Here is a 22,544-nt window from a genome sequence, read left to right on the forward strand (position 1 = left end):
ATCATCCACGTCACTCCGAGGGCGTGATCGTCCCTTCGACCTCGCCGAAGCCGACGCGGTAGCCGGCGCCCTGGCACCAGCCGCGCATCACCAGCGAATCGCCATCCTCCAGGAACGAGCGCTTGACGCCCTCGACCAATTCGACCGGCTCGGTACCGTTCCAACTGATCTCCAACAGGCTGCCGCGCTGGTCCTTCTCCGGGCCGGAGATGGTGCCGCTCCCTAAGAGATCGCCGACATTCATGGCGCAGCCGCAAGCCGCGTGGTGCACGAGCTGCTGCACCGAGGACCAGTACATGTACTTGAAATTGGTGCGGCTGATATTTTTCGGCGCGCTCATCTGCGCCGCACGCAAATCCACCTCCAGCGCCATGTCGTAATTGTTCGGCTGCGTCTGCTGCAGATAGAGCAGCGGCTTGGGGTCCTGCACCGGGCCGTGCAGTCGGAACGGCTCCAGCGCCTCGCGCGTCACCACCCACGGGCTGATCGAGGTCGCGAACACTTTTGCCTGGAACGGGCCGAGCGGGACATATTCCCATTGCTGGACGTCGCGCGCGCTCCAGTCGTTCAGGATCACGAAGCCGAAGATCATCTCTTCAGCCTGCTTTTCGGTGAGCATTTCGCCCATGACAGATGGCTGGCCGACCACCACGCCCATTTCGAGTTCGAAATCGAGCCGCTTGCATGGGCCAAAGCTCGGCACGTCGGCCGTCGGCGGCTTCAACTGCCCGCGCGGCCGGCGTACCGGCGTGCCGCTGACGACGACGGTCGAGGCGCGGCCGTTATAGCCGATCGGCATGTGCAGCCAGTTCGGCTGCAGCGCATTGTCCTTGCCGCGGAACATCACGCCGACATTGGTGGCGTGCTCCTTGGACGAATAGAAGTCGGTGTAGCCGGAGACGGCGAACGGTATGTGCAGCTTGACGTCGGTCATCGGCACCAGCGCGCGCTTGCGCAAGGCTTCGTTGTCGCGCAGCTCGGGATGATCGTGCCGCAAAAGCTCGCTGATCCGCGCCCGCGTGCTCGACCAGACCTTTGGCCCCAGCGCCATGAACGGATTGAGCTGCGGCGCGGCGAACACCGCCGGCTCGACCACATCGAACCGGCAGTCCTGCGCGAGCTGCCAGAGGTCGAGCACGTAATCGCCGATCGCGACGCCGACGCGCGGAGCGAGGCCGTCCTTGGCGGAGAACACGCCGTAGGGGAGATTCTGAATCGGGAAATGGGAATCGGGCGCGACGTCGATGAAGGAACGGAGTTTGGGATCGTTGGGGTGGGGCATGGTTTTCTCGATGGAGATTGAATATCGGTGGCAGCTTCTTTCACCCTCCCCTGGAGGGGGAGGGTCGGCTCGCATGGAGCGCCAGCGAAATGCGAGACGGGGTGGGGTGATCTCTCCACACGGGCACTGTTCGATGCGGAAAGACCGTCACCCCACCCCGCCGCTCATTTCATGAGCGGCGACCCTCCCCCTCCAGGGGAGGGTGAGAGGCTACGGCTTGTTCGGATCGAACCGCTTTTCCAGGCCCTTCCAGCAATCGGCGTAATCATCCTGCAGGGCCGCGGTGGTCGCGGCATGCTTGGTAACCCGCTGCGGGAAACGCGTCTCGAACATGAAGGCCATGGTGCCGGTCAGCTTTACCGGCTTCAGTTCGCCATTGCTGGCGTGATCGAAGGCGTCGCGGTCGGGACCGTGCGGCAGCATGCAGTTGTGCAAGCTGATGCCGCCTGGAACAAAACCCTGCGGCTTGGCGTCATAGACGCCGTAGATCAGCCCCATGAACTCACTCATGATGTTCATGTGATACCAGGGCGGGCGGAAGGTGTTTTCAGCGACCGCCCAGCGCTCCGGGAAAATCACGAAGTCGATATTCGCGGTACCCGCCGTTTCCGACGGGGAGGTCAGCACCGTGAAGATCGAGGGATCGGGATGATCGAAACCGATGGCGCCGACCGGCGAGAAGGTGCGCAGATCGTATTTGTAGGGCGCGTAATTGCCGTGCCACGCCACCACGTCGATCGGCGAATGCGGCAGGGTAGTCTTGAACAGCGAGCCGCCCCACTTCACGTAGAGTTCGGTCGGCGTGTCCTGGTCCTCGTAGCTGGCAACCGGCGTCAGAAAGTCGCGCGAATTGGCGAGGCAATTGGCGCCGATCGGTCCGCGCTCCGGCAGCGTGAAGGCGCCGCCGTAGTTCTCGCAGAGATAGCCGCGTGCGGGACCTGACGGAATTTCGACCCGGAATTTCACGCCGCGCGGGATCACCGCGATCTCGCCCGGTTCGATGTCGATGCGGCCGAACTCGGTGACGAGGCGCAGATTGCCCTGCTGCGCCACGAACATCATCTCGCCATCTGCATTGTAGAAGTGCTGATCAACCATCGATTTGGTGATGAGATAGACATGCGCGGCCATGCCTCCTTGCGTATTGGCGTCGCCCGCCGTCGTCATGGTCTGCACGCCCTGCAGGAAGGTCATGTCCTCCTTCGGGATCGGCGCCGGATCCCATCGGAGCTGCGCGATCGGCAGTTCGTATTCGTGGCACGGCGCGGTGCGCCACAGCCCGGCATCAACTTTCGCAAAGCGGCCCGAATGCTTCACAGATGGGCGGATGCGATAGAGCCAGGAGCGCTCGTTACTGCCACGCGGCGCGGTGAAGGGCGAGCCGGAGAGCTGTTCGGCGTAGAGTCCGTAAGCGCAGCGCTGCGGCGAATTGCGGCCCATCGGCAGCGCACCGGGCAAGGCCTCGGTCTCAAAGCTGTTGCCGAAGCCGGACATATAGCCCGGCGTCAGTTGCGCGCTGCTGCGAACGATCTGATCAGGCGAGGTATTGATATTCATGGTCTATCCTCCTCCTTGCAGGGCGGCCCACATTTCCTGGTCGCGCTTGTCGGTCCAGATCACGGGATCGTCGATTCCCGACGCCTCGTCGAATGCACGCGAGACGTTGAACGGCAGGCAGTGCTCGTAGATCGCAAAGCTTGAAAACTTCGGATCCATCACCTCGCGCGTCGCGGCGAAGGTCTCTTTCAGCGTCCGGCCCTTGGCGACCGAGCTTTCCGCCGCGCCATAAAGCGTGGTGACGAAATCGCGCGTCATCGCGATCGCATCGCGCCCGGTCGAAAGTCCCTTCAGCGCGTCGCCGCGGCCCGGCGCAATCGCCTTCGGGTTGAAGGCGCGGATTTCATTCAGCGTCATCGGCCATTCGCGCAAATGCGCATCGCCGCAATAGCAGGCGGAGTGATATTCGATGAGATCGCCGGAGAACATCACCTCGGCATCCGGCACCCAGGCCACGATATCGCCCGACGTATGCCCCGCACCGAGCTGCATCAGCCGCACCTCGCGTTTGCCGAGGTAGATCGACATCTCGCCTTCGAACGTCAGCGTCGGCCAGGTCAGACCGGGAATGCTCTCTGCATCCTGGAACAGGCGGGGAAAGCGGCCGTATTCGGAGTCCCAATCCTGCTGGCCGCGCTCCTCGATCAACCGATAGGTTTCGGCCGAGGCCACGATGCCCTGCGCCTTGTAGGCGGAGGCGCCGAGCACGCGCACGGCATGATAGTGCGACAGCACGACATACTTGATCGGCTTGTCGGTGACGGTGCGCACCCGCTCGATCACCTTGTTGGCCATCGCCGGCGTCGACTGCGCATCGAACACCAGGCAGCCATCGTCACCGACGATGATCGCGGAATTCGGATCGCCCTCGGCGGTGAACGCGTAAAGATCGGTGCCGATTTCGGAGAAGGTGATCTTCTTCTCCGCCAGATCGGTTGTGGAGGCGAAACCTTTAGCCATCAATTCGATTCCTGACTTCGTGCGAGAGGTGAATTATTGCTGCTGTTGCTGCTGTTGCTGCTGGCTCGCATCGAGCATTCGCCGGGCGGCGAGCGCGATGGCCTCCTTCAGCACACCGAGGTCACCGATGTGATTGGCGAGAATGAGAACCAGCGCCGCGTCCAGATCGGCGCTCTGTTCGTCGTTCAGCCCACGATGCGCCTCAACGATGGCACGGAACGCGTCGTCAGGCTTGGCAAAGTTCGAACCGGTCGATAGCGCCATGACGAACCCTCAGTTGTGCCCTGTGGCGCGCGACAGCGCGGCGTCGAGCGCCTCGCGGGTCGGCTGCCGGAAGCGCGCTGCGACGTAGCCGTCGGGACGCAGCAGATAGGCCGTGCCGGGCTCGGCGTCGTAACGTGTAGCGGCAAGACCTGCAGAATCGGCCAGGCCGTCTTTGCCGCCAATCCGGATCGTGCCGATTTCCTCGGGCAGCTCCGGCGCAGCACCGTTGCTAAACTCCAGCAGCGTGAACCCCGTTCCCGCCCCAATGAAAGCATCGGTGAGATACATCGGTTCGCCGCCAGCACCCGCTACGGGCGCATCCGGCATCGAGGCGCCGGGACGCGGCCCGCCGCGCCAGGAATCGCCATCGGCGGTCGAGAGCGGCGTTTCGTAGATCGAAGGAGTCGAGAGACGACCCGCATTCACCATGCGCTTGCCGAACTCGGTTTCCCTGGCGAGCGACAGCACCGCCTTGCGCAGCCGCGCCTCCTGATGGGAGTTGGGCGCCATGAAGTCGGTCGAGCGGGTGGACTCGCGGATGTTCTCGTCGGCGGCCACACTGCGCTCGATGTGGTAGCTCTCGAGCAGCGCCTCGGGCGAGGTTCCCCGCAGCACACGATCGAGCTTCCACGCCAGGTTCTCGGCGTCCTCGAGCCCCGAATTGGCGCCGCGGGCGCCGAATGGCGACACCTGATGCGCGGCATCGCCGGCAAAGATCACTCGGCCATGGATGAACTTGTTCATCCGGCGGCACTGAAACTTGTACAGCGAGATCCATTCGAAATCGAACTTGTCGTGCCCGAGCATGCGCGCGATGCGCGGCCGCACATTCTCCGGCAGCTTTTCCACCGCCGGATCGGCAAAACGATTGAGCTGGAGGTCGATCCGCCAGATATCGTCGGGCTGCTTGTGCAGAAGCGCGGAGCGTCCGGCGTGGAATGGCGGGTCGAACCAGAACCAGCGCTCGGTCGGAAACGCCGCGGTCATCTTGACGTCGGCGATCAGGAACTGGTCCTCGAACACCTGGCCCGCAAACTCCGCTCCCACCATCTGGCGTAGCGAGGATCGGGCGCCATCGCAGGCGATCACGTATTGCGCAGCCAACCGATAGGGACCTTCCGGCGTCTGGATCGACAGCACCACGTGGTCGTTGTGCGGCTCGAGCCCCGTCACCTTGTTGCGCCAGCGCAGGTCGATGGCAGGCAGCTCCTCGACGCGATCGACCAGATAGGCCTCGGCATAGAATTGCTGCAGGTTGATGAAGGCCGGCCGCTTGTGGCCCTCCTCCGGCAGCAGGTTGAACTGGTAGAGCTGGGATTCGCCGTGAAAAATCTTGCCGACGCTCCACACCACGCCCTTGTCGACCATGCGCTGGCCGATGCCGAGCCGGTCCCAGAATTCGAGCGAACGTTTGGAAAAGCAGATCGCCCGCGAGCCCTCGCCGATCCGGTCGGCGTCGTCGAGCAGCACGACGGATTGCCCGCGCTGCGCCAGGTCGATCGCCAGCGACAGTCCCACCGGGCCCGCGCCGACCACGACGGCCGCATGTTCGGCAACGTTCGCGCCCGCCCGATCCTGATCGGGATGGCGACGATAGCCGAATTGGGTTTTAGTCAGCGCCATGCGGGCTCAACCCCGTGACTAGCCAAGGACCTGCGGTCCTGCTAATTAGTCTCACCTGCAACTATCTTAACCCCCGGCCCGGGTCCGGCGCAACTCAAATCGAGGCGATCCTTGCCAAAAGCGATGTCAGGCGAAATGGCTACCGGTCCGTGGGAAGAGAGCGCGCCGAAAAGAGCCGCACGGCTGGATCTCTTCAAGTTCGTGCCGTTCCGACTCAACCGGCTGGCGGCGGAAGTCAGTTCCGCGCTCTCGGCCGAATATGCGGTGCGCTACGGGCTCGACATTCCGGAATGGCGCGTGCTGGCGACGCTTGGCTTCCGCCACGATGCCTGCAGCGCGCAATACATCGCGCACTGCACCCGGACCCACAAATCCACCATCAGCCGCGCGGTCACCTCGCTGATGAAGCGCGAGATCATCGAGCGCGTCGAGAACGAGGAAGACCGCCGCGAATTCCGCCTGCAACTGACGCGCAAGGGCGTGGCGCTCTACGAGGAACTGATCCCACGGCTGCTGCGCAGGGAACAGGAGATTCTCTCCTGCCTGTCCGCGCAGGAGCGCAAGGATTTCGCGCGGCTGCTCGGCAAGATCGAAGACAGCCTCGACCTGGTGCAGACCAGCGAAGAGGCGGACGCGAAGCAAGCGTACTGACCGGTTGAGCGCGTTGCGCCGTATCAGCGGTCGATCGGCGTGCCCGGCCCGAGATGATAGCGGCTTGAGAAGAACACCAGCGGAGCATTGTCGCAGTGATCGCAGCTTGACACTTCGGCGATGAACAGCGTGTGGTCGTTGACGTCGATGGATTGCGTGACTTCACAGGCAAAGAAGGCCACGCAACCAGGCAATCTCGGCAGACCATGGACGAGCTCGTAACTGGGCTTCGTGCCGGCGCTCGGACGGCCGGAGAAATGCTTCGATAATCCCCGGCCGTCTTCGGGCAGCACGTTGACGCAATAGCGGCGGCTTTCAGCGATCGCCCGGTGCATCCTTCCCGGCATGATCGAGACCAGCACGGTGGGCGGCGACAGGCTGACGGTGATAAAGCTGTTTACCGTCATGCCGCAGACATTCCGATGCTGGTCCAGCGTGGTCAGCACGGTGACGCCGGTGACGAAGCGCGATGCCGCCTCGCGAAACGCAGCGGGATTGGCGTGCTGCATCCTACGCTCCGGTGGCGTAATGAAAGATCGTCGCGCCATCGGGCGAGTAATTGGACACGTCGGCCGCGACCTTCCGGCCGATGTCGGACTGCAGCGCGGCGAGCATCGTGGCTGCATTGTCGAACCAAGCCTGAAAAATGCAGAATGGCGCAGTGTCAGGACCGAGCGCCTCCGGATAGGCGAAGGCGCAGGATTTCAGGCCCGGGAGCTGCTTCGCCAGCGGAACGTGCTTTGTCTCGTAGTAGGCCTTGAACCGGGCGGCATCGCTCGGCGCCGGATAGGTGACGGTCAGGCAGTGCATCGTTTCATCCTCACGCTGTTGCCCGTACGGGCTCAGCGGGCGCCGTGTGCCTGGTGATAAAGGCCTTGATCCGTTCCGGCGTCGAAACGCGATCCCACTGTGCGTCCGGATAATTGAAGTTCTCGGTGAACGCGTCGGCGAGCGCCTGATTCTGGCTCATCGTGCCGATGAGCATGCCGAGCGCTTCTGATGGCGGCTGCAGCATCATGTTGGTCCAGCGAGCCGCGGCCAGCACCCGGTCCTGCCGCTTGAGGTCTACCTTTTCGCAGAAGCGCGCGTCGAGCACCTCGGCGTTCACGATCTCCTCACCGAGCACGAAGGCTGCATAGGAAGCGACATTGGCGCCCTGGCCCATCAGCGGATCTACCACGGAATGGACATCGCCGAGCGCGATCGCGCATTTGCCGCCGTCGAATTCAACGACGGTGTTGCGCACCGTCGGCACAATGCCACCCTGCAGGAGATCCTGCGGCTGCGCGAGGTCGAACCGCGCGGTGTCGATCCGGTCGTAGGTGCTGGGATGGTGCTTCTCCAGCTTGTTGAGGATGACCTGCAGGAAATGCTTCGGGTTGTCGTCGTAGCTGAGCGTCGCCAACTCCTCCATGTCGCCGCCGGGCACGTTCTCCATCAACAGCGCATTGGCGACGCCGTTGAAAGTAACAGTCGGGATCACGATCATTTCGCCGTGCCCCGGAGAGACCGACAACGTCACGTTCATCGGATCGGGCTGCCGCACGCCGGTATAGAGACCCACGCAGAGGCGTCGTTGCGGCTGCGAGTACGGGCTGTGTTCCGGGCGGTAAGTGAAGAGCTGACCGAGCGGACCTTTGCCGGTTGCGACGACCAAAAGGTCGAAGCGATCGACCAGCGGGCGAATGTCGCGCTCCTCGATCCGCCGGTACTCGATCTTGCCGCCGCGGCGCGAAAAGTCGTCCATCAACATAGGCAGATAGATCCGGTAGTCGACGGCGCGGCTTGGTCTGGTGAAGTCGCCGCGGAAGCTCAATGGCTGCGGGAAATTGAAGAAGTGATCGTGATAGTAATACTGCAGCTTCGGATCGCTCCAGTGATTGACACCGAGAAAATCCTCGCGCGCGACCGTCACGTGATGATGGGCGACGGTATTGAGCAGCCGGATGTTGCGGTACTCCTCCGGAGCGCGGTCGGTGATCAGCGTGGCGTCCACGCCGTGCTTCTGCAGATAGAGGGCAAGATGCAACCCGGCGATCCCGGCCCCGACGATCCCGATGTGATGTGTCACGTCTTTCCTCCGTTGCGATCCGGCTTTGCGATTTTTGATTTTCACGGAGCGTAGCGTCCGGCTTGCCCGCGGGCTACGGAATGAATAGGATATGATTTATTCCGTGCTGGAATGAAAGATGGACCGCATCGACTGCCTGCGCGCCTTCGTGCGCGCTCTTGAGGGCGGCAGCTTCTCGGCCGCCGCAAAGGAGCTCGGCATTGGCCAGCCGGCCGTCAGCAAGCGGATCACCGCTCTCGAGAGCGAGTTTGGGACGCAGCTGTTTACGCGCACCACGCGTAGGCTGCGGCCGACGCCGGAAGCGCGCCGCATCTACGATCTGGCCCGTCAGATGCTGGAAAATTTTGACATGGCGCGGGCGAGCCTCAACGAGGCTTCGCCGCGGCCGACCGGTACGCTGCGGGTGAGCGTGCCATCCTCGTTCGGCCGGCGCTACATGATGCCCGTCATCGCCGAGTATGTCAGGGACTATCCCGAGATCCGTGTCGACGTCAGATTCAGCGAACGGTTCGTCAATCTGGTGGAAGAAGGGGTCGAACTCGCAATCAGGATCGGGAACTTGCAGGCGAGCACACTCGTCGCGCGGCGGCTCGGCACGGTGCAGCGTCATCTGGTCGCTACCCCAACCTATCTTCACGGCCGTCCCAAGCCGAGGACACCCGAGGATCTGAACGCGCATCAGTGCATTGTCTATTCGCGTCTCGCCGCTGCCCATGAATGGACTTTCGAATCCGAGCACGGTCGCCACGTCGTTTCGATCGACGGGCCGTTGCTGGTCGACGATGCGGATGCGATGGAGGAGGCGGTGCGGCATCATCTCGGGATCGCCATCCTGCCGGACTGGAATGCCGCCGACGGCATCCGCAGCGGGCAGCTCGAATATGTTCTTCCCGATTATTCGATTCCGGCGCTGCCGCTCCACGCAGTGTACCCGGAGGTGAACTGGATGTCGCCGCGCGCGCGAAGCTTTCTCGACCTCCTGGTCAAGCGGGCCGACCAGTTCAGCCCACAGCAGCGACGGCCGCCTTCCGGCGCAAAGATTTCCCGGGCGAGCCGACCTTCGAAATAGCCGACGCTACGCGCGATCGATATGCTTCGCGATGAGGAGGAAATATTGTCCTCCGAGCTCACTTCACCGCCGTCACCACAATCTCCACGATGTGGGGCGGTTCGAGCTCGACGCCGATGCAGGCGCGCATGGGTGGGTTTTTGGTATCGACCCATTCGTCCCAGGCGCGGTTCATCTCGGCCTTGCGTTTCATGTCGGCGATATAGACGATTGCCGAAAGGATCTTGCTCTTGTCCGTGCCGCACAGCGCGAGGCTTTCGTCGATGCGGGCGAGCGCCTTTACGCTCTGCTCATACATCGACGGACTGACCGGGTCGGGAGCAACCGCCACGGTGAAAACAAGATCGTCGTGCGCGACCGCACGGCTGCGCGTGGGTGTAAGCCCGGCAAAGCGAGTGATCATGGTTATCTCCGGTTGGCTTTAGGCTTCCCGCGAGCGTCAATATGCTTCGCGATAACTGGGAAATAATTGTCTCCCGATCCGGCATCGATCGCTTCCTGCAGAATCGTGCCGACCAGTTCCGCGCCGCGGATGCTCAATCCGGCATCGGCAGCGAGCTCCAGCGCATAGGACAGATCCTTCAGCGCATATTCGGTCGAGAATGCGCGCTCTGGAAAATTTCCTGTGACGATAGCCTTCATGCCGTGATTGCGAAGCGCAAAACTATCTGCCGAGCCTTTTGAAAGCGTTTCGAGCAGTAGCTTCGGATCGACGCCATTGTGCCTGGCGATCGCGACGGCTTCGGCGAGCGCATTGACGGTTTCGAACAGCACCATGTTGTTGAGAATCTTCGTGACCTGCCCGGCTCCGACGTCGCCACAATGGGTGACGTCGGTCGCAAAGTAGCGGATCAATGGCTCGATCTCGGCGTAAAGCGCCGGCGCTGCGCCAACCATCACGCTGAGCGTGCCGTCCTGCGCCGCCTGCCGCGTCCGCGCAATCGGCGCGTCCGCCCAGGCCGCGCCCTTGGCCTGCAACTGCCTGGCAAAGTCGCGGGTCTGGCTGACCGAGGACGTTCCGAGATCGACGACGACCTGCCCGCTGCGGATATTCTTCAGGATGCCGTCGCCCTCGAACACCGCACGCACATGTTTGGCGCTCGGCAGGCAGAGGAACAGCAAGTCGCTTTGCCTGAGCACATCGGCGACGGAGGTCGCTACCTCAGCGCCCTCGGCCTGCAGCCGCGCCAGCGGCTCCGGCGACAGATCGAACGCAAGCACGCGCTTGCCGCTTTTCTTCACGAGATTGCGGCAGATCGGCTCGCCCATCACGCCGAGGCCGATGAAGCCGATCGTGTTGTACGCTGGCATCATAACCGTCCGCTATTTCGCGAAAGAACGCGACGGCGCCAAATGCAGCGCGAACGCATCGACCTTGTCGCTGGCGCGCGGATAGATCTCGCTCACGATCGGATCGTGGCCGGGAATGAAACGGTCGGGATGGCCGGCCAGCCGCTCGACTATTTCCCAGCCCTGCGCCATGTCGCCGACATTGTAGACGATCGGAAACGGGCTGCGCTTGTGCAGATTGGCATAGTAATGCGAAGCGTCCGACGCCAGCACGACCGGGCCGCGCGCAGTTTCGACGCGCACCACCTGCAACCCATCGGAATGGCCGCCGACGCGATGCACCGTTACGCCAGGTGCGACCTCGCCCTCGCCGGAATGAAAGGTGACGCGCTCGCCATAGACATGCCGCACCATGGTCGTGACGTGCTCGACCGAAAATGGATGCCGCAGCATGCCGTTGCACATGCAGCGCCCGGTCGCGTAGCTCATCTCGCGGTCCTGCAGATGAAACCGCGCGTTCGGGAAGCGATCGAGATTGCCGGCATGGTCATAGTGCAGATGGGTGACGATCACGTCGCGGATCGTGTCGGCGGCAACGCCGAAATCCGCCAGAGCGTCGACCGGATTGAGCGTGAGCTTGCGCGAACGCGCTTTCGCTTCTTCGGCATTGAAGCCGGTATCGACCAGGATATCGCGGCCGCCCCCTCGGATCAGCCAGACGAAGTAATCCAGATCCTGCGCCGTGGTTTCGTGCGGATCGGGGATCAGAAAATTCAAATGGGGGGTGCGGGGCGACATCGTCGCATAGCGCAGGGCGTAGATCTCGTAGACGTTTCCCATCGGTGTCACTTTTCTTTTGTGCTGAACTTGGCCGATGGCAGCAGCAAGCCATTGTCATCCGCAAAGGTCAAACGCGATGCGCGAATGACGACCGCGTAGCATTGCGGAGCATTATGTGAGAGGAGTCACATTAGCTGTCGTTCCCCCGACTTGTCCGCCGAAGCTCAACGAGAGAGGCGGAAAGCGGGTGACCCAGTATTCCAGAGCAGCAGCGATAGACCCGAGAGGCCGCGGGCGCACTGGATACCCCGCCGGAGCCCGTCATCGGGCTCGCCAAGGGCGAGACCCGGTGGCGGGGTATGACGGTCATATTGGGGCGCGCAGCCGGGTATGGCGATAGAGAGAGATAGGATTGTCAGCCTGATCGGGAACCGATTGCACCGGCCAGATCGCGCGCCGCTCGCGCCGCACGACGGACGCAATACTCCCCTCATCCACGCGGCGCGGTCGCGGTTAATTGTCGCAATTAGTGACGAGATCGCAAGCAGTTGACGGGATGTACGGGTGGTTTGATAATGCCGAGTGCGTAGAGTAAGGTCGCCGCGGCGCAAGCTGGTATCGGCGCTATTTTGGCTGGATTGCCGTCAATATGAAAACCCGCCTTGTACTGCTTCTGTCCCTGATTCTTGCGGTGGCGTCGGCAGCTCCGTCGTTCGCAGCCGGCGAGCGTTATGCGCTGGTCATCGGCAACGCGAAATATCCGGACGCCGAGGCGCCGCTGAAGGAGCCCATCAACGATGCGCGCGACATCGCCGAAGAGCTCAAGCGCGACGGCTTCAATGTCGATATCGGCGAGAACCTGACCGGCGAGCAGATGCGCCGCGCCTTCGAGCGGCTGTATGGCAAGATCAAGCCGGGATCGGTCGCGCTGTTATTCTTCTCGGGTTTTGGCGTGCAGTCGAGCCGCCAGAGCTACATGATCCCCGTCGACGCGCAGATCTGGACCGAGGCCGACGTTCGCCGCGACGGTTTCAGCCTCGAGACGGTGCTGGGGGAGATCAACAGCCGCGGCGCCGGCGTCAAGATCGCGCTGATCGACGCTTCCAGACGCAATCCGTTCGAGCGCCGGTTCCGCAGCTTTTCCGCCGGCCTTGCCCCGGTGATCGCACCGAACGGCACGCTGGTAATGTATTCGGCGGCGCTCTCGTCGGTGGTTTCCGACAATGGCGGCGACCGCAGCCTGTTCGTGAAAGAGCTGCTGAAGGAAATCCGCACCCCCGATTTGATGGCGGAAGAAACACTGAACCGGACCCGCGTCGGCGTCACCCGCGCCTCGCGCCAGGAGCAGGTGCCGTGGATCTCGTCGTCACTGGCCGAGGATTTCTCCTTTATTCCCAGCGGCGGTCCGCGGCCGGCGAGCCCGCCGCCAGCTCCGGTGGCCGCAGCGCCAACTACTCCCGCGCCTGCCCCTGCTCCTCCCCCTGCTCCGGCACCTGCCGCGCCCCAGGTGGCTGCGCCTGCTCCGCCACCCCCTCCTCCGGCGCCGCCGAAGCCGGTTGAAGCCGCGATTCCGCCGCCTCCGCCGCCGGCCAAGCCAACCGAGAGCCCCAGCCCGACCGCGGTTGCGCTGGCCGACGACCCGACTATCAAGAACCTGACCACCAGACTCAGCGACAATCCGGACGATGCCGCCGCGCTGTACAGGCGCGGACAGGTCTATGCGAGCAAGGGCGCCTACGAGCTCGCCATCAAGGACTTCAACAATTCACTGCGGCTGAACCCAAAGGATGTGGAAGCCCACAACAACCGCTGCTGGGCCCGCGCGGTGATCGGCGACCTGCAGGCGGCGCTGAAGGATTGCAACGAGGCGCTGCGGCTGCGACCGAATTTCGTCGACGCGCTCGACAGCCGTGGCCTCGTCAACCTGAAAAGCGGCCAGAACAAGAATGCAATTGCTGATTTCGACGCCGCGCTCAAGATCAACCCGAGATTGACATCGTCGCTGTACGGCCGCGGTCTTGCCAAGAAGCGCAACGGCTCGATTTCGGAAGGCGATCTCGATATTAACAATGCGAAGGCGATGGATCCCAATATCGTTAAGGAATTCGCCGATTACGGGGTGCAGTGACGATTTTTTAGCTAGAAGGCTGGCGGCGCCTCGAACCCTGCGGCGGGCGCTCAGACTAAAGAAAAGCAGCCAGCCGTGACCCAAGGCCCGGCAGCTCATTTGGATGACGTTGGAACCGCGTGGGAAGCCCGCAGGAGGGGACTGGCAATGGCAAATTTCTCAGCAACGAAGACCCTTACCGCAATCGTCTCGGTTGCGGCGCTCGGCGCCGCAATCGGGTTAGGTGCGGAAACTGCCCTCGCGCAGGAGAAGAACGTTACCGAGGATCAGATCGTCCGCGCGCTGGCGCCGGAGAAGAAGCCGCTCACCCGCGGCCTTTCGGTCGGCCCGCACCAAACCGTCGATCCGACCGCGGCCGCGGCCGAAAGCAAATTCGTCCAGAAGTTCCGCGGCCGCTCCACGCGTTCACTCTCGACCGCCGAGCGCGAAGAGATCGCCGCCATCGTCAAGGACAAGCCGAAGATCGATCTGGAGATCAATTTCGACTACAACTCGGCCGACATCAGTGCGAAGTCGCTGCCGTCGGTTCAGGCGCTCGGCCGCGCGCTCACCAACAATGACCTGAAGGGTTCGACCTTCGTGGTCGCGGGTCACACCGACGCGGCCGGCGGCGAAGCCTACAACCAGGATCTGTCCGAGCGCCGGGCCGACGCGATCAAGCGCTATCTCGTCGACAAATACGGCATCAACGGCACCGACCTCGTCACCGTCGGATACGGCAAGAGCAAGCTCAAGGATCCGAGCCAGCCGCTGGCGGAAGTGAACCGCCGCGTTCAGGTCGTGAATATGGAAAACAAGGCCACGGCGTCGAACGCCAAGTAAGGGCGTGGCGCCGAGCAATAGTTTCCGGCTACAATACGTCCCGCAGCACCCGTGCGGGACGTATTCGTTTTGGGCTCCATGGCTGGTCTTCGGCCGGCCACACACGCACCCTGTTTGATTTGACTTCCAGTCTGGATTGATCCGGCGATGAAATTCTCCGAATACCTTAAACCTGCGCTCGGAGTGGCCTTCGTTGCCGTTCTGGTCGTCGGTTATTACTTGTTCGAACACCGTCCGCGCGCGGAAGAAAAGGAAACGCCGGGCCAGGCACTGGTGATCGTGACCAAATCCACCAATGCCTGTTTCTCCGACATGGTGCGCGTCACCGGCTTTATCGTGCCGCGCCGCGAGGCCCAGGTCGGCGTCGACCAGGAAGGCTCAAGGGTCACCGATCTCTTCGTTAAGGAAGGCGATACAGTTACCGAAAATCAGGAGCTGGCGCGCCTCACCCCGCCGCCGCAAATGCCGGGCGCGCCGGCCGGCAGGCCCGGCCCCGTCTCGCTTCGCGCGCCGGCGGCCGGCCTCGTCACCGAAGTCAGGACCGCAGTCGGCGCACCGGCCTCGCCGCAGGCCGGCCCGATGTTCCGCATTTCCGTCAACAATGAAATCGAGCTCGAAGCCGAAGTGCCGAGCGTTCACCTGCTCAAACTCAATCCCGGCGCGACGGTGCGCATCAGCCGTGACGATGCGCCCGACGTCGTCGGCAAGGTCCGGCAGATCTCGCCGCAGATCGACCGCGCCACCCAGCTCGGCAAGGTCCGGATTACGCTGAACAACAACCCCTCGCTCAAGGTCGGCATGTTTGCCCGCGCCAATATCGACGCCAAGCGCTCCTGCGGTGTCGCTGTCCCGCGCACCGCCATCGACCGCCTGACCCTGCAGGTGGTGAAGGGCAACATCATCGAGACGCGAAAGGTGCGGGTCGGCCTGACCTCCGAAACCTCAACCGAAATTCTTGAAGGCCTCGACGTCGGCGAAATCGTCGTTGCCGATGCCGGAACCTCCCTTCACGATGGCGACCAGGTCAAGACCATGTTCGTCGACGAACTCGAGCGCACGCGGGCACGCTAATGGCTTTGAATGTCTCGGCATGGTCGATCCGGAACCCGCTTCCCTCGATCGTCTTCTCCATCATTCTCCTGGTGCTCGGCTGGGTCAGCTTCACCAAGCTCGCGGTGACGCGACTACCCAGCGCCGACATCCCCGTGATTTCGGTCGCTGTCGCGCAGTTTGGCGCCGCTCCGGCGGAGCTAGAAGCGCAGGTCACCAAGACCATCGAGGACGGCGTATCCGGCGTCGAGGGCGTGCGGCATATTTCGTCTTCGATCACCGACGGCCTGTCGGTGACGACGATCCAGTTCGCGCTCGAGACCGACACCGATCGCGCGCTGAACGACGTCAAGGACGCCGTCACGCGTGTACGCGCCAACCTGCCGCAGAACGTCAACGAGCCGCTGATCCAGCGCGTCGACGTGATCGGCCTGCCGATCGTCACCTATGCGGCGATCTCGCCCGGCAAGACGCCGGAGCAGCTTTCCTATTTCGTCGACGACGTCGTCAAGCGCGCGCTGCAGGGCGTCCGCGGCGTTGCGCAGGTCGAGCGCATCGGCGGTGTCGAGCGCGAAATTCTCGTTTCGCTCGATCCCGATCGGCTGCAGGCCGCGGGGCTTACCGCCGTCAATGTCAGCCAGATCCTGCGCGGCACCAATGTCGACCTCGCCGGCGGCCGCGCCGAAATCGGCAAGAACGACCAGGCGATCCGCACGCTCGCCGGCGCCAAGACGCTGAACGAGCTCGCCGGCACCATGATCCCGCTGTTCGGCGGCGGCGAAGTGCGGCTCGACGATCTCGGGACCGTCACCGACACTATTGCCGATCGCCGGACCTTTGCCCGCTTCAACGGCGAGCCGGTAGTGGCGCTCGGCATCAAGCGCTCCAAGGGCGCCAGCGACGTGGTGGTGGCTGAGGCCGTGCAGAAGCGCATCGATGCGCTGAAGGTCGCCCATCCCGACGTCGACCTGAAGCTGATCGACACCTCGGTCAACTTCACCAAGGGCAACTACGATGCGGCGATCTCGACCCTGTTCGAAGGCGCGATCCTCGCGGTGATCGTCGTGCTGCTGTTCCTGCGCGATATCCGCGCCACCATCATCGCGGCGATCTCGCTGCCGCTGTCGATCTTCCCTGCGTTCTGGGCGATGGACCTGCTCGGCTTCTCGCTGAATCTCGTCTCCTTCCTCGCCATCACGCTGTCGACGGGTATTCTGGTCGACGACGCCATCGTCGAGATCGAGAACATCGTGCGCCACATGCGCATGGGCAAGTCGCCCTATCGCGCCGCGCTGGAGGCCGCCGACGAAATCGGCCTCGCCGTGATTGCGATCTCGCTGACCATCATCGCGATCTTTGCGCCCGCCAGCTTCATGTCCGGTATCGCCGGGCAGTTCTTCAAGCAGTTCGGCATCACCGTGTCGGTGCAGGTGTTCTTCTCGCTGCTCGCTGCGCGTTTGGTCACGCCGGTGCTCGCCGCCTATTTCCTGAAGGATCACCCGCACGAAGAGCCGCCGCCCGGGCGCATCCTGCGGGCCTACACCAAACTCGTAACCTGGTCGGTGAAGCACTATTTCATCACGGTATTGATCGGCTTCGGCGTCTTCGCGGCCTCGATCTGGAGCATCACGCTGCTGCCGCAGGGCTTCCTGCCGGCGCAGGACACCGCGCGCTCGCTACTGGCGATGGAATTGCCGCCCGGCTCGCAGCTCGCCTACACCGAAAAGGTGACGGAAGAAATCGTCGCCCGCCTGCGCAAGCGGCCCGAAGTGAAGAGCATCTTCGTCGATGGCGGCCGCGTACCGCCGGGGACGCAGGAAGTCCGCCGCGCCGCGCTGATCATCAACTATACGCCGAAGGGCGATCGCAAGATTACGCAGCGGCAGCTCGAACTCGAGATTGGCCGGGAACTGGAAAACGTTCCCGATATCCGCTTCTGGTTCCTCGACGAAAACGGCCTGCGCGCGATTTCTCTGGTCGTGACCGGCACCGACAGTAACATCGTCAACAACGTCGCCAGCGAGTTGGCGACGCAGATGAAGCGGATCCCGATCATCGCCAACGTGATCTCGGAGACCGCGCTCGACCGTCCCGAGCTTCGCATCCGGCCGCGCGCCGAACTGGCGGCACGTCTTGGCGTTTCGACAGAGAGCCTGTCGCAGACGATTCGTGTCGCCACCATTGGCGACGTCGGTCCGGCATTGGCAAAGTTCGACGCCGGCGACCGTCAGGTGCCGATCCGCGTCCAGCTCGAGGACAGTGCGCGCAGCGACCTGCAGATGCTGCAGCAGTTGCGGGTGCCGCTCGGCCAGCGCGGCGAACGCGGCGGCGTACCGCTGTCTGTCGTCGCCGACATCCAGCTCGATCAGGGCCCGACCAGCATCAACCGCTATGACCGCGAACGACAGGCGACCGTCGCCGCCGACCTCGTCGGCACCGCGGCGCTCGGCGACGCCACCAAGTTGATCTACGACCTTCCGGTCATGAAGAGCCTGCCGAAGGGCGTCAAGGTAAGTCCGTCGGGCGACGCCGAAAGCCTCAACGAGTTGTCGGAAGGCTTTGCCACCGCCATCACCGCCGGCCTGATGATGGTCTATGCGGTGCTGGTGCTCTTGTTCGGTACCTTCCTGCAGCCGATCACCATCCTGTTCTCGCTGCCGCTCTCGATCGGCGGCGCGATCGCCGCCTTGCTGCTGACCGGCAAGCAGCTCACCACGCCGGTGTGGATTGGCATCCTGATGCTGATGGGCATTGTCACCAAGAACGCCATCATGCTGGTCGAATTCGCGAGTGCGGCGATCCGCGAGGGCAGGAAGCGCGAAGACGCGATGATCGACGCCGGTATGAAGCGCGCGCGGCCGATCGTGATGACCACGATCGCGATGGCCGCGGGCATGATGCCGTCAGCGCTGGCGTTCGGCGCCGGCGGCGAATTCCGCTCGCCGATGGCACTCGCCGTGATCGGCGGTCTGATCTTCTCCACCATCCTGTCGCTGGTGTTCGTGCCGGCGATGTTCATGGTGATGGACGATGTCGGACTTCTGTTCTGGCGCCTGGGCAAGAAGCTGATCGTCTCCAGCGCCGAGACGGAGGCCGGTGGCGACGGATCGGATCATCATGGCGAGCCGCCGGCCAAGGCGCCGCCAGCGATGTCGCCTGCGGCGAAGTAGGTAACTTGTCTGGGAAGGCCTGCTTGAGAGGCCTCGACACACGATCGATAGATGCTAGATTCACGATATGAACCTGGTCAACCGCACGCTTGAGATCGACTCGGAGACTGACGAACGCCTTCGCGAAATGGCGAGGGAGCGCGGACAGGACGTTGCTGCGGTACTGGCTGAAGCTGTTGCCTTGCTTGATTCCGTGGTAGACCTCGCCGGCCCCGATATTGGCGAGGATCGCCGCCGCTATGACGATTTTCGACAGACACGCCTCGCCGTGCCGCTCGACGACGTCAAGGCTTGGGTCGCGAGTTGGGGGTCCGAGGATGAGCTACCGCGTCCGCAACCGCGAAAGATCGGATGATCCTTCTTTCGCGCGATGCCGTAGAGGACGTCGAGCGACTCAGAATCTTTCTTGATCGTGCAAATCCTGAGGCAGCAAGGCGTGCACTCGCGCTGATTTGGACCGGAATTGAGAGATTGCAGGACTTCCCGGCGCTAGGGATGCCAACTGAGGACCCAGACATTCGTCAGATCGTGCTTCGCTTCGGTGCCTCGGGTTACATTGTGCGCTACGCCATTCTTCCCGAGACAGGCAATGTTCTCGTCACGAGAGTTTGGCATGGTCGCGAAGCACGAGTGTGACCCCTCGCGCCCCCTACTCGTTCCTCGCTACCGCCGTCAGCTTGGTCATGTTCTGCAGCAATATCCGTCCGCGCTGCAGATCCAGGATGCCGTCCTTGCGCCAGAGCTGCAGTTGACGGTTGACGCTTTCGCGGGCTGCGCCGACGAAGACGCCGAGTTGCTCTTGCGAGATGTGCACCTCGGAGCCGAAATCGTCCGAGAGCGCGCAGAGCCGGCGCGCCAGGCGGACCGGCAGCGGCTGCAGCACGGATTCCTCCATCCGCTCGCTCTGCCAGCGGATGCGCTGACACAGCAGCATGATGATCTTGATCGCGACCTTGGGCTCGCGTTCCAGGAAGGCGAGGAAATCCTCGCGCCGCAGCACGAACAATTCCGACGGCTCGCCGGCAGTGGCGTCCGCGGTGCGGCTCTGGCCGTCGAGGACTGCGACCTCGCCGAAGAGATCGCCGGGGCCCATGAAATTCAGCGTCAGCCGGCTGCCGTCGGAGGCGCCGGTTTCGATCCGGATCTGGCCGCGGCGGACGCCATACAGGGCGGCGCCGGGATCGCCCTTCTGGAACAACATTTCACCGACGCCGAGCTGCTGGGTGTGGCAAAGACCGGAGATGCGCTGCAATTCGTCGGCGCCCAAATCCGCAAACATCGGGTTCATTTTCAAAATGACCGCAAATTCGGCCTGTTTACTCATTGTATTGCCTTCCAGATCGGCTCTACCGCCCCCGAACGCCGTTAGCAGGATTCCCCCGCCGGCAAGTGTGTCATAAGTCACATAACTTTGCAGTACCCTCGGATTATTTTTGGCTGCATTGGGCGCTATCCCTTTCCGGGATAAGCTCGCCCGACCGGTTGCGACGGCGTGTCGGGCCACCGAAATAAGAGCCGTTTGCGCGGTCTGGAATGTCGATATGAGAGCACTGAAAATTGCCGGCGCCGCCATTGCCGCCGTGATCGTCGTCATCGCCCTGCTGCTGGTGATCGGCATCCCCTCGGGCTTCCTGAAGGCCGAGATCCAGGAGCGGATCGAGCGCGAGACCGGCTACAAGCTCGCCATCAATGGTGGCGCCAAGATCGGCCTGTGGCCATCGCTCAACATCCGGCTGAACGACGTCACGCTGCAGGATCCCCGGGATCGCGACATCAACCACCGCTTCACCGCCTCGAGCATCGAGGCGGAGGTGACGCTGGCGAGCCTGTGGGCCGGTCGGCCGCAGATCACCGACCTCGTCATCATCCGCCCGGTTGTGAACCTGCCGCTGCGGCGCGAGCGCGTGAGGGAGGCCAATCCTCCCTCGAAACCCACCGCTGGCAAGGCGGTGGATGCCTTTTCGATCGAGCATGTCACTGTTACCGGCGGCACCATCGTGTTCTCCAATCTGCGCGACCGGGTCGAGAACAGGATCGAGACCGTCAACGCCGACATCACCATCGATGCCGACCGCAAGGTCACGCTGACAGGCAATGCGCGCAGCGGCGGCCATCCGCTGAAAGTCGAGGCGAAGGCGGCGCTGCCCGCAGCCCCGATCGAACGGCAGAATATTCCGGCCGAGATCAAGATCGACGCGCCGGGCCTGTTGCACGCCCAGCTCACGGCCAAGGCCGAAGCCCGGCTCAACGGCTCGGTCGTGATGATCAACGGCGTCACCGGCGCGCTCGGCGACGGCGCGTTCAACGGCTGGGCCTCGGTCGATCTGTCGAGCAAGCCGCTGGTGAAGCTCGACCTCGATTTCCAGAAGCTCACGGTCGCGATGTCGCGCAGCACCGATTCTTCCTCAGGCCAGCCCTGGAGCAACGCAACGATCGACATCAACGGCCTCAATTATTTCGACCTGCAGGCGCGCATTTCCGCGGCCGAACTCAAGATCGGCGACGCGCGCTTCAGCCCCGCTGCGATCGACACCACGCTCGCAAGCGGTGTTTTGAAGGCGCAGGTCTCCAACCTCGGCGCCTATGACGGCAACGTCAATGGCGACCTGACCGTCGACGTATCCACCGCCAATCCCATTTATGCGATGCGGGCCGATCTCACCGGCGTGCGCGCGCTGCCGCTGCTGGATGGCCTAGCCGACTTCGACAGGCTCGACGGCAGGATGCAGGCGAAGATCAGCGCGCGCTCCTCCGGCACCAGCCAGCGCGCGATCATGTCGAACATGGCAGGCACCGCCTTCGTCGTATTCCAGGACGGCGCCATCAAGGGGCTCAATGTCGCGCAGATGATCCGCTCGCTGACGGCGAGCACCTTGTCCGGGTGGCAGGAGAGCGACGAGAAGGCGACCGACCTTTCGCAGTTGTCGGCGTCGTTCAAGATCGACAAGGGCCAGGCGCAGACCACCGATCTCAATCTGGTCGGTCCGCTGGTGAAGATGACCGGCGTCGGCACCATCGATCTCGGCACCAAGCAGATCGGCTTCCGCGTCGAGCCAAAGCTCGTGATGACCACCGAAGGCCAGGGCCGCGCCGGCGATCCGGTCGGGTTCGGCATTCCCGTGATGATCGAGGGCCCGTGGGGGAGCCCACGGATCTATCCGGAGATGCAGGGCATCCTCGACAATCCCGAGGCCGCCTATGCCAGGCTGAGGGAGATGGGCAAGGGTCTGTTCGGCCCGAACGGCGGCGGGCTGGGTGCCGCAATCGGCAACCTGCTCGGCGGCGGACAACAAGGTGCGGCCGGCGGACAAGGCGCTGCGCCCGGCACCGGCCAGGCCGGCGGCAAGCCGAACGATCCGCTCGGCGGCCAGCTTGGCGAGACCATCGGCAATCTTATTCAGGGCCTGGGTGGATTGGGCCAGAACCAGAACCAGGGCGGCGCGCGTCCGGGCGGTCAACGGAGCCTGACGCCGACCTCGCCCGCCGAGGCGCCGGCCCAGGCCGCGCCGGCCGAGCCGGCAACTCCCGCACCACCGAGCGATACGACCACGCAGCAGGACAGCCAGCCGATGAACGAAGTGTTGCGGGAGTTGTTCAACCGGTGAGTCCCAAGCGCCGGTTGCCCTCCATGGCCGGGCTTGTCCCGGGCATGACGACAATCCCGCCGTTTCCTGCCTAAATTCGGGGCTAACCATGCCGGCCGACACACCGCCGGCCCCCTCGATTCGTGTTAAACAGGGCCTCATCCGGGGCCGCAATTGCGGCGGCCCCCCGCAGCAAGCGACGAACGGATGCGCATGCTTTTTTCAGGCGGTGGCGCACGAGGG

The 22,544-nt window shown here is 63.4% G+C and carries 21 protein-coding genes; 9 read left to right on the forward strand and 12 right to left on the reverse strand.

Features of this window, described 5'->3' with window-relative positions:
* Positions 1–10 precede the first annotated feature (10 nt).
* From fahA to LMTR13_RS37190, 5 genes are all read right to left on the reverse strand, one after another.
* On the reverse strand, positions 11–1,282 hold the full coding sequence (gene fahA, locus LMTR13_RS37170; RefSeq protein WP_065732062.1) for a fumarylacetoacetase: 1,272 nt from the start codon (positions 1,280–1,282) through the stop codon (positions 11–13).
* A 210-nt stretch (positions 1,283–1,492) separates the two neighbouring features.
* Complete coding sequence (hmgA, locus tag LMTR13_RS37175) at positions 1,493–2,839, reverse strand: homogentisate 1,2-dioxygenase (protein ID WP_065732063.1); 1,347 nt, start codon at positions 2,837–2,839, stop codon at positions 1,493–1,495.
* Positions 2,840–2,842: 3 nt separating this feature from the next.
* Complete coding sequence (locus LMTR13_RS37180) at positions 2,843–3,799, reverse strand: MBL fold metallo-hydrolase (protein WP_065732064.1); 957 nt, start codon at positions 3,797–3,799, stop codon at positions 2,843–2,845.
* A 33-nt stretch (positions 3,800–3,832) separates the two neighbouring features.
* The gene (locus tag LMTR13_RS40120) at positions 3,833–4,063 is read right to left on the reverse strand and encodes a DUF2783 domain-containing protein (protein WP_083219384.1); all 231 of its coding nucleotides are present in this window, start codon (positions 4,061–4,063) and stop codon (positions 3,833–3,835) included.
* Between the two features lie 9 nt (positions 4,064–4,072).
* Positions 4,073–5,686, reverse strand: a complete 1,614-nt coding sequence (locus tag LMTR13_RS37190) for an FAD-dependent oxidoreductase (RefSeq protein ID WP_065732066.1) — start codon at positions 5,684–5,686, stop codon at positions 4,073–4,075.
* Positions 5,687–5,821: 135 nt separating this feature from the next.
* Between LMTR13_RS37190 and LMTR13_RS37195 the strand changes: the two genes are divergently transcribed.
* Entirely contained in the window at positions 5,822–6,337 is a 516-nt protein-coding gene (locus tag LMTR13_RS37195; protein WP_083219539.1) for a MarR family winged helix-turn-helix transcriptional regulator, read from the forward strand.
* Between the two features lie 23 nt (positions 6,338–6,360).
* On the opposite strand, the gene styB is transcribed toward LMTR13_RS37195, so the two are convergent.
* The 3 genes from styB to styA are packed head-to-tail and all read right to left on the reverse strand — an operon-like array spanning position 6,361 to position 8,408.
* Positions 6,361–6,846 (reverse strand): styrene monooxygenase NADH-dependent flavin reductase subunit StyB, encoded by a 486-nt coding sequence (gene styB, locus LMTR13_RS37200; protein ID WP_065732068.1) that lies wholly within the window; start codon positions 6,844–6,846, stop codon positions 6,361–6,363.
* A gap of 1 nt (position 6,847) precedes the next feature.
* Positions 6,848–7,147, reverse strand: a complete 300-nt coding sequence (locus LMTR13_RS37205) for an EthD family reductase (protein ID WP_065732069.1) — start codon at positions 7,145–7,147, stop codon at positions 6,848–6,850.
* A 10-nt stretch (positions 7,148–7,157) separates the two neighbouring features.
* Positions 7,158–8,408 carry a styrene monooxygenase subunit StyA gene (gene styA, locus LMTR13_RS37210; RefSeq protein WP_065733299.1) on the reverse strand — a complete coding sequence of 417 codons (1,251 nt, stop codon included), beginning with the start codon at positions 8,406–8,408 and terminating at the stop codon, positions 7,158–7,160.
* Positions 8,409–8,526: 118 nt separating this feature from the next.
* Between styA and LMTR13_RS37215 the strand changes: the two genes are divergently transcribed.
* A complete protein-coding gene (locus LMTR13_RS37215) occupies positions 8,527–9,477 on the forward strand; it encodes a LysR family transcriptional regulator (protein ID WP_065732070.1) in 951 nt (316 codons plus the stop codon).
* Between the two features lie 58 nt (positions 9,478–9,535).
* Here the strand turns inward: LMTR13_RS37215 and LMTR13_RS37220 are convergent, their stop codons facing one another.
* The 3 genes from LMTR13_RS37220 to LMTR13_RS37230 are packed head-to-tail and all read right to left on the reverse strand — an operon-like array spanning position 9,536 to position 11,607.
* Complete coding sequence (locus tag LMTR13_RS37220; RefSeq protein WP_065732071.1) at positions 9,536–9,880, reverse strand: RidA family protein; 345 nt, start codon at positions 9,878–9,880, stop codon at positions 9,536–9,538.
* A gap of 2 nt (positions 9,881–9,882) precedes the next feature.
* Positions 9,883–10,788, reverse strand: a complete 906-nt coding sequence (locus LMTR13_RS37225) for an NAD(P)-dependent oxidoreductase (RefSeq protein WP_156795931.1) — start codon at positions 10,786–10,788, stop codon at positions 9,883–9,885.
* A gap of 12 nt (positions 10,789–10,800) precedes the next feature.
* A complete protein-coding gene (locus LMTR13_RS37230; RefSeq protein WP_065732072.1) occupies positions 10,801–11,607 on the reverse strand; it encodes an N-acyl homoserine lactonase family protein in 807 nt (268 codons plus the stop codon).
* Positions 11,608–12,196: 589 nt separating this feature from the next.
* Here LMTR13_RS37230 and LMTR13_RS37235 point away from each other — a divergent pair.
* The 6 genes from LMTR13_RS37235 (at position 12,197) to LMTR13_RS37260 (ending at position 19,353) form a co-directional block, all read left to right on the forward strand.
* Positions 12,197–13,675, forward strand: coding sequence for a caspase family protein (locus LMTR13_RS37235; protein ID WP_065732073.1), 1,479 nt, complete (start codon positions 12,197–12,199; stop codon positions 13,673–13,675).
* Between the two features lie 147 nt (positions 13,676–13,822).
* Positions 13,823–14,497, forward strand: coding sequence for an OmpA family protein (locus tag LMTR13_RS37240; RefSeq protein WP_065732074.1), 675 nt, complete (start codon positions 13,823–13,825; stop codon positions 14,495–14,497).
* Positions 14,498–14,644: 147 nt separating this feature from the next.
* Positions 14,645–15,568, forward strand: coding sequence for an efflux RND transporter periplasmic adaptor subunit (locus tag LMTR13_RS37245; RefSeq protein ID WP_065732075.1), 924 nt, complete (start codon positions 14,645–14,647; stop codon positions 15,566–15,568).
* Entirely contained in the window at positions 15,568–18,717 is a 3,150-nt protein-coding gene (locus LMTR13_RS37250) for an efflux RND transporter permease subunit (protein WP_065732076.1), read from the forward strand. The genes LMTR13_RS37245 and LMTR13_RS37250 overlap by 1 nt, the downstream gene beginning before the upstream one ends.
* A gap of 67 nt (positions 18,718–18,784) precedes the next feature.
* Positions 18,785–19,072 carry a ribbon-helix-helix protein, CopG family gene (locus LMTR13_RS37255; RefSeq protein ID WP_065732077.1) on the forward strand — a complete coding sequence of 96 codons (288 nt, stop codon included), beginning with the start codon at positions 18,785–18,787 and terminating at the stop codon, positions 19,070–19,072.
* A complete protein-coding gene (locus LMTR13_RS37260; protein ID WP_065732078.1) occupies positions 19,069–19,353 on the forward strand; it encodes a type II toxin-antitoxin system RelE/ParE family toxin in 285 nt (94 codons plus the stop codon). Before LMTR13_RS37255 ends, LMTR13_RS37260 begins: the two co-directional genes overlap by 4 nt.
* Positions 19,354–19,366: 13 nt before the next feature.
* Here the strand turns inward: LMTR13_RS37260 and LMTR13_RS37265 are convergent, their stop codons facing one another.
* Positions 19,367–20,041 carry a Crp/Fnr family transcriptional regulator gene (locus LMTR13_RS37265; protein WP_065732079.1) on the reverse strand — a complete coding sequence of 225 codons (675 nt, stop codon included), beginning with the start codon at positions 20,039–20,041 and terminating at the stop codon, positions 19,367–19,369.
* Between the two features lie 217 nt (positions 20,042–20,258).
* Here LMTR13_RS37265 and LMTR13_RS37270 point away from each other — a divergent pair, with 217 nt between their 5' ends.
* Positions 20,259–22,322: an AsmA family protein gene (locus LMTR13_RS37270; RefSeq protein WP_065732080.1), complete on the forward strand. Its 2,064-nt coding sequence runs from the start codon at positions 20,259–20,261 to the stop codon at positions 22,320–22,322.
* Positions 22,323–22,544 lie beyond the last annotated feature (222 nt).

This window comes from Bradyrhizobium icense, assembly GCF_001693385.1.
Lineage (GTDB): Bacteria > Pseudomonadota > Alphaproteobacteria > Rhizobiales > Xanthobacteraceae > Bradyrhizobium > Bradyrhizobium icense.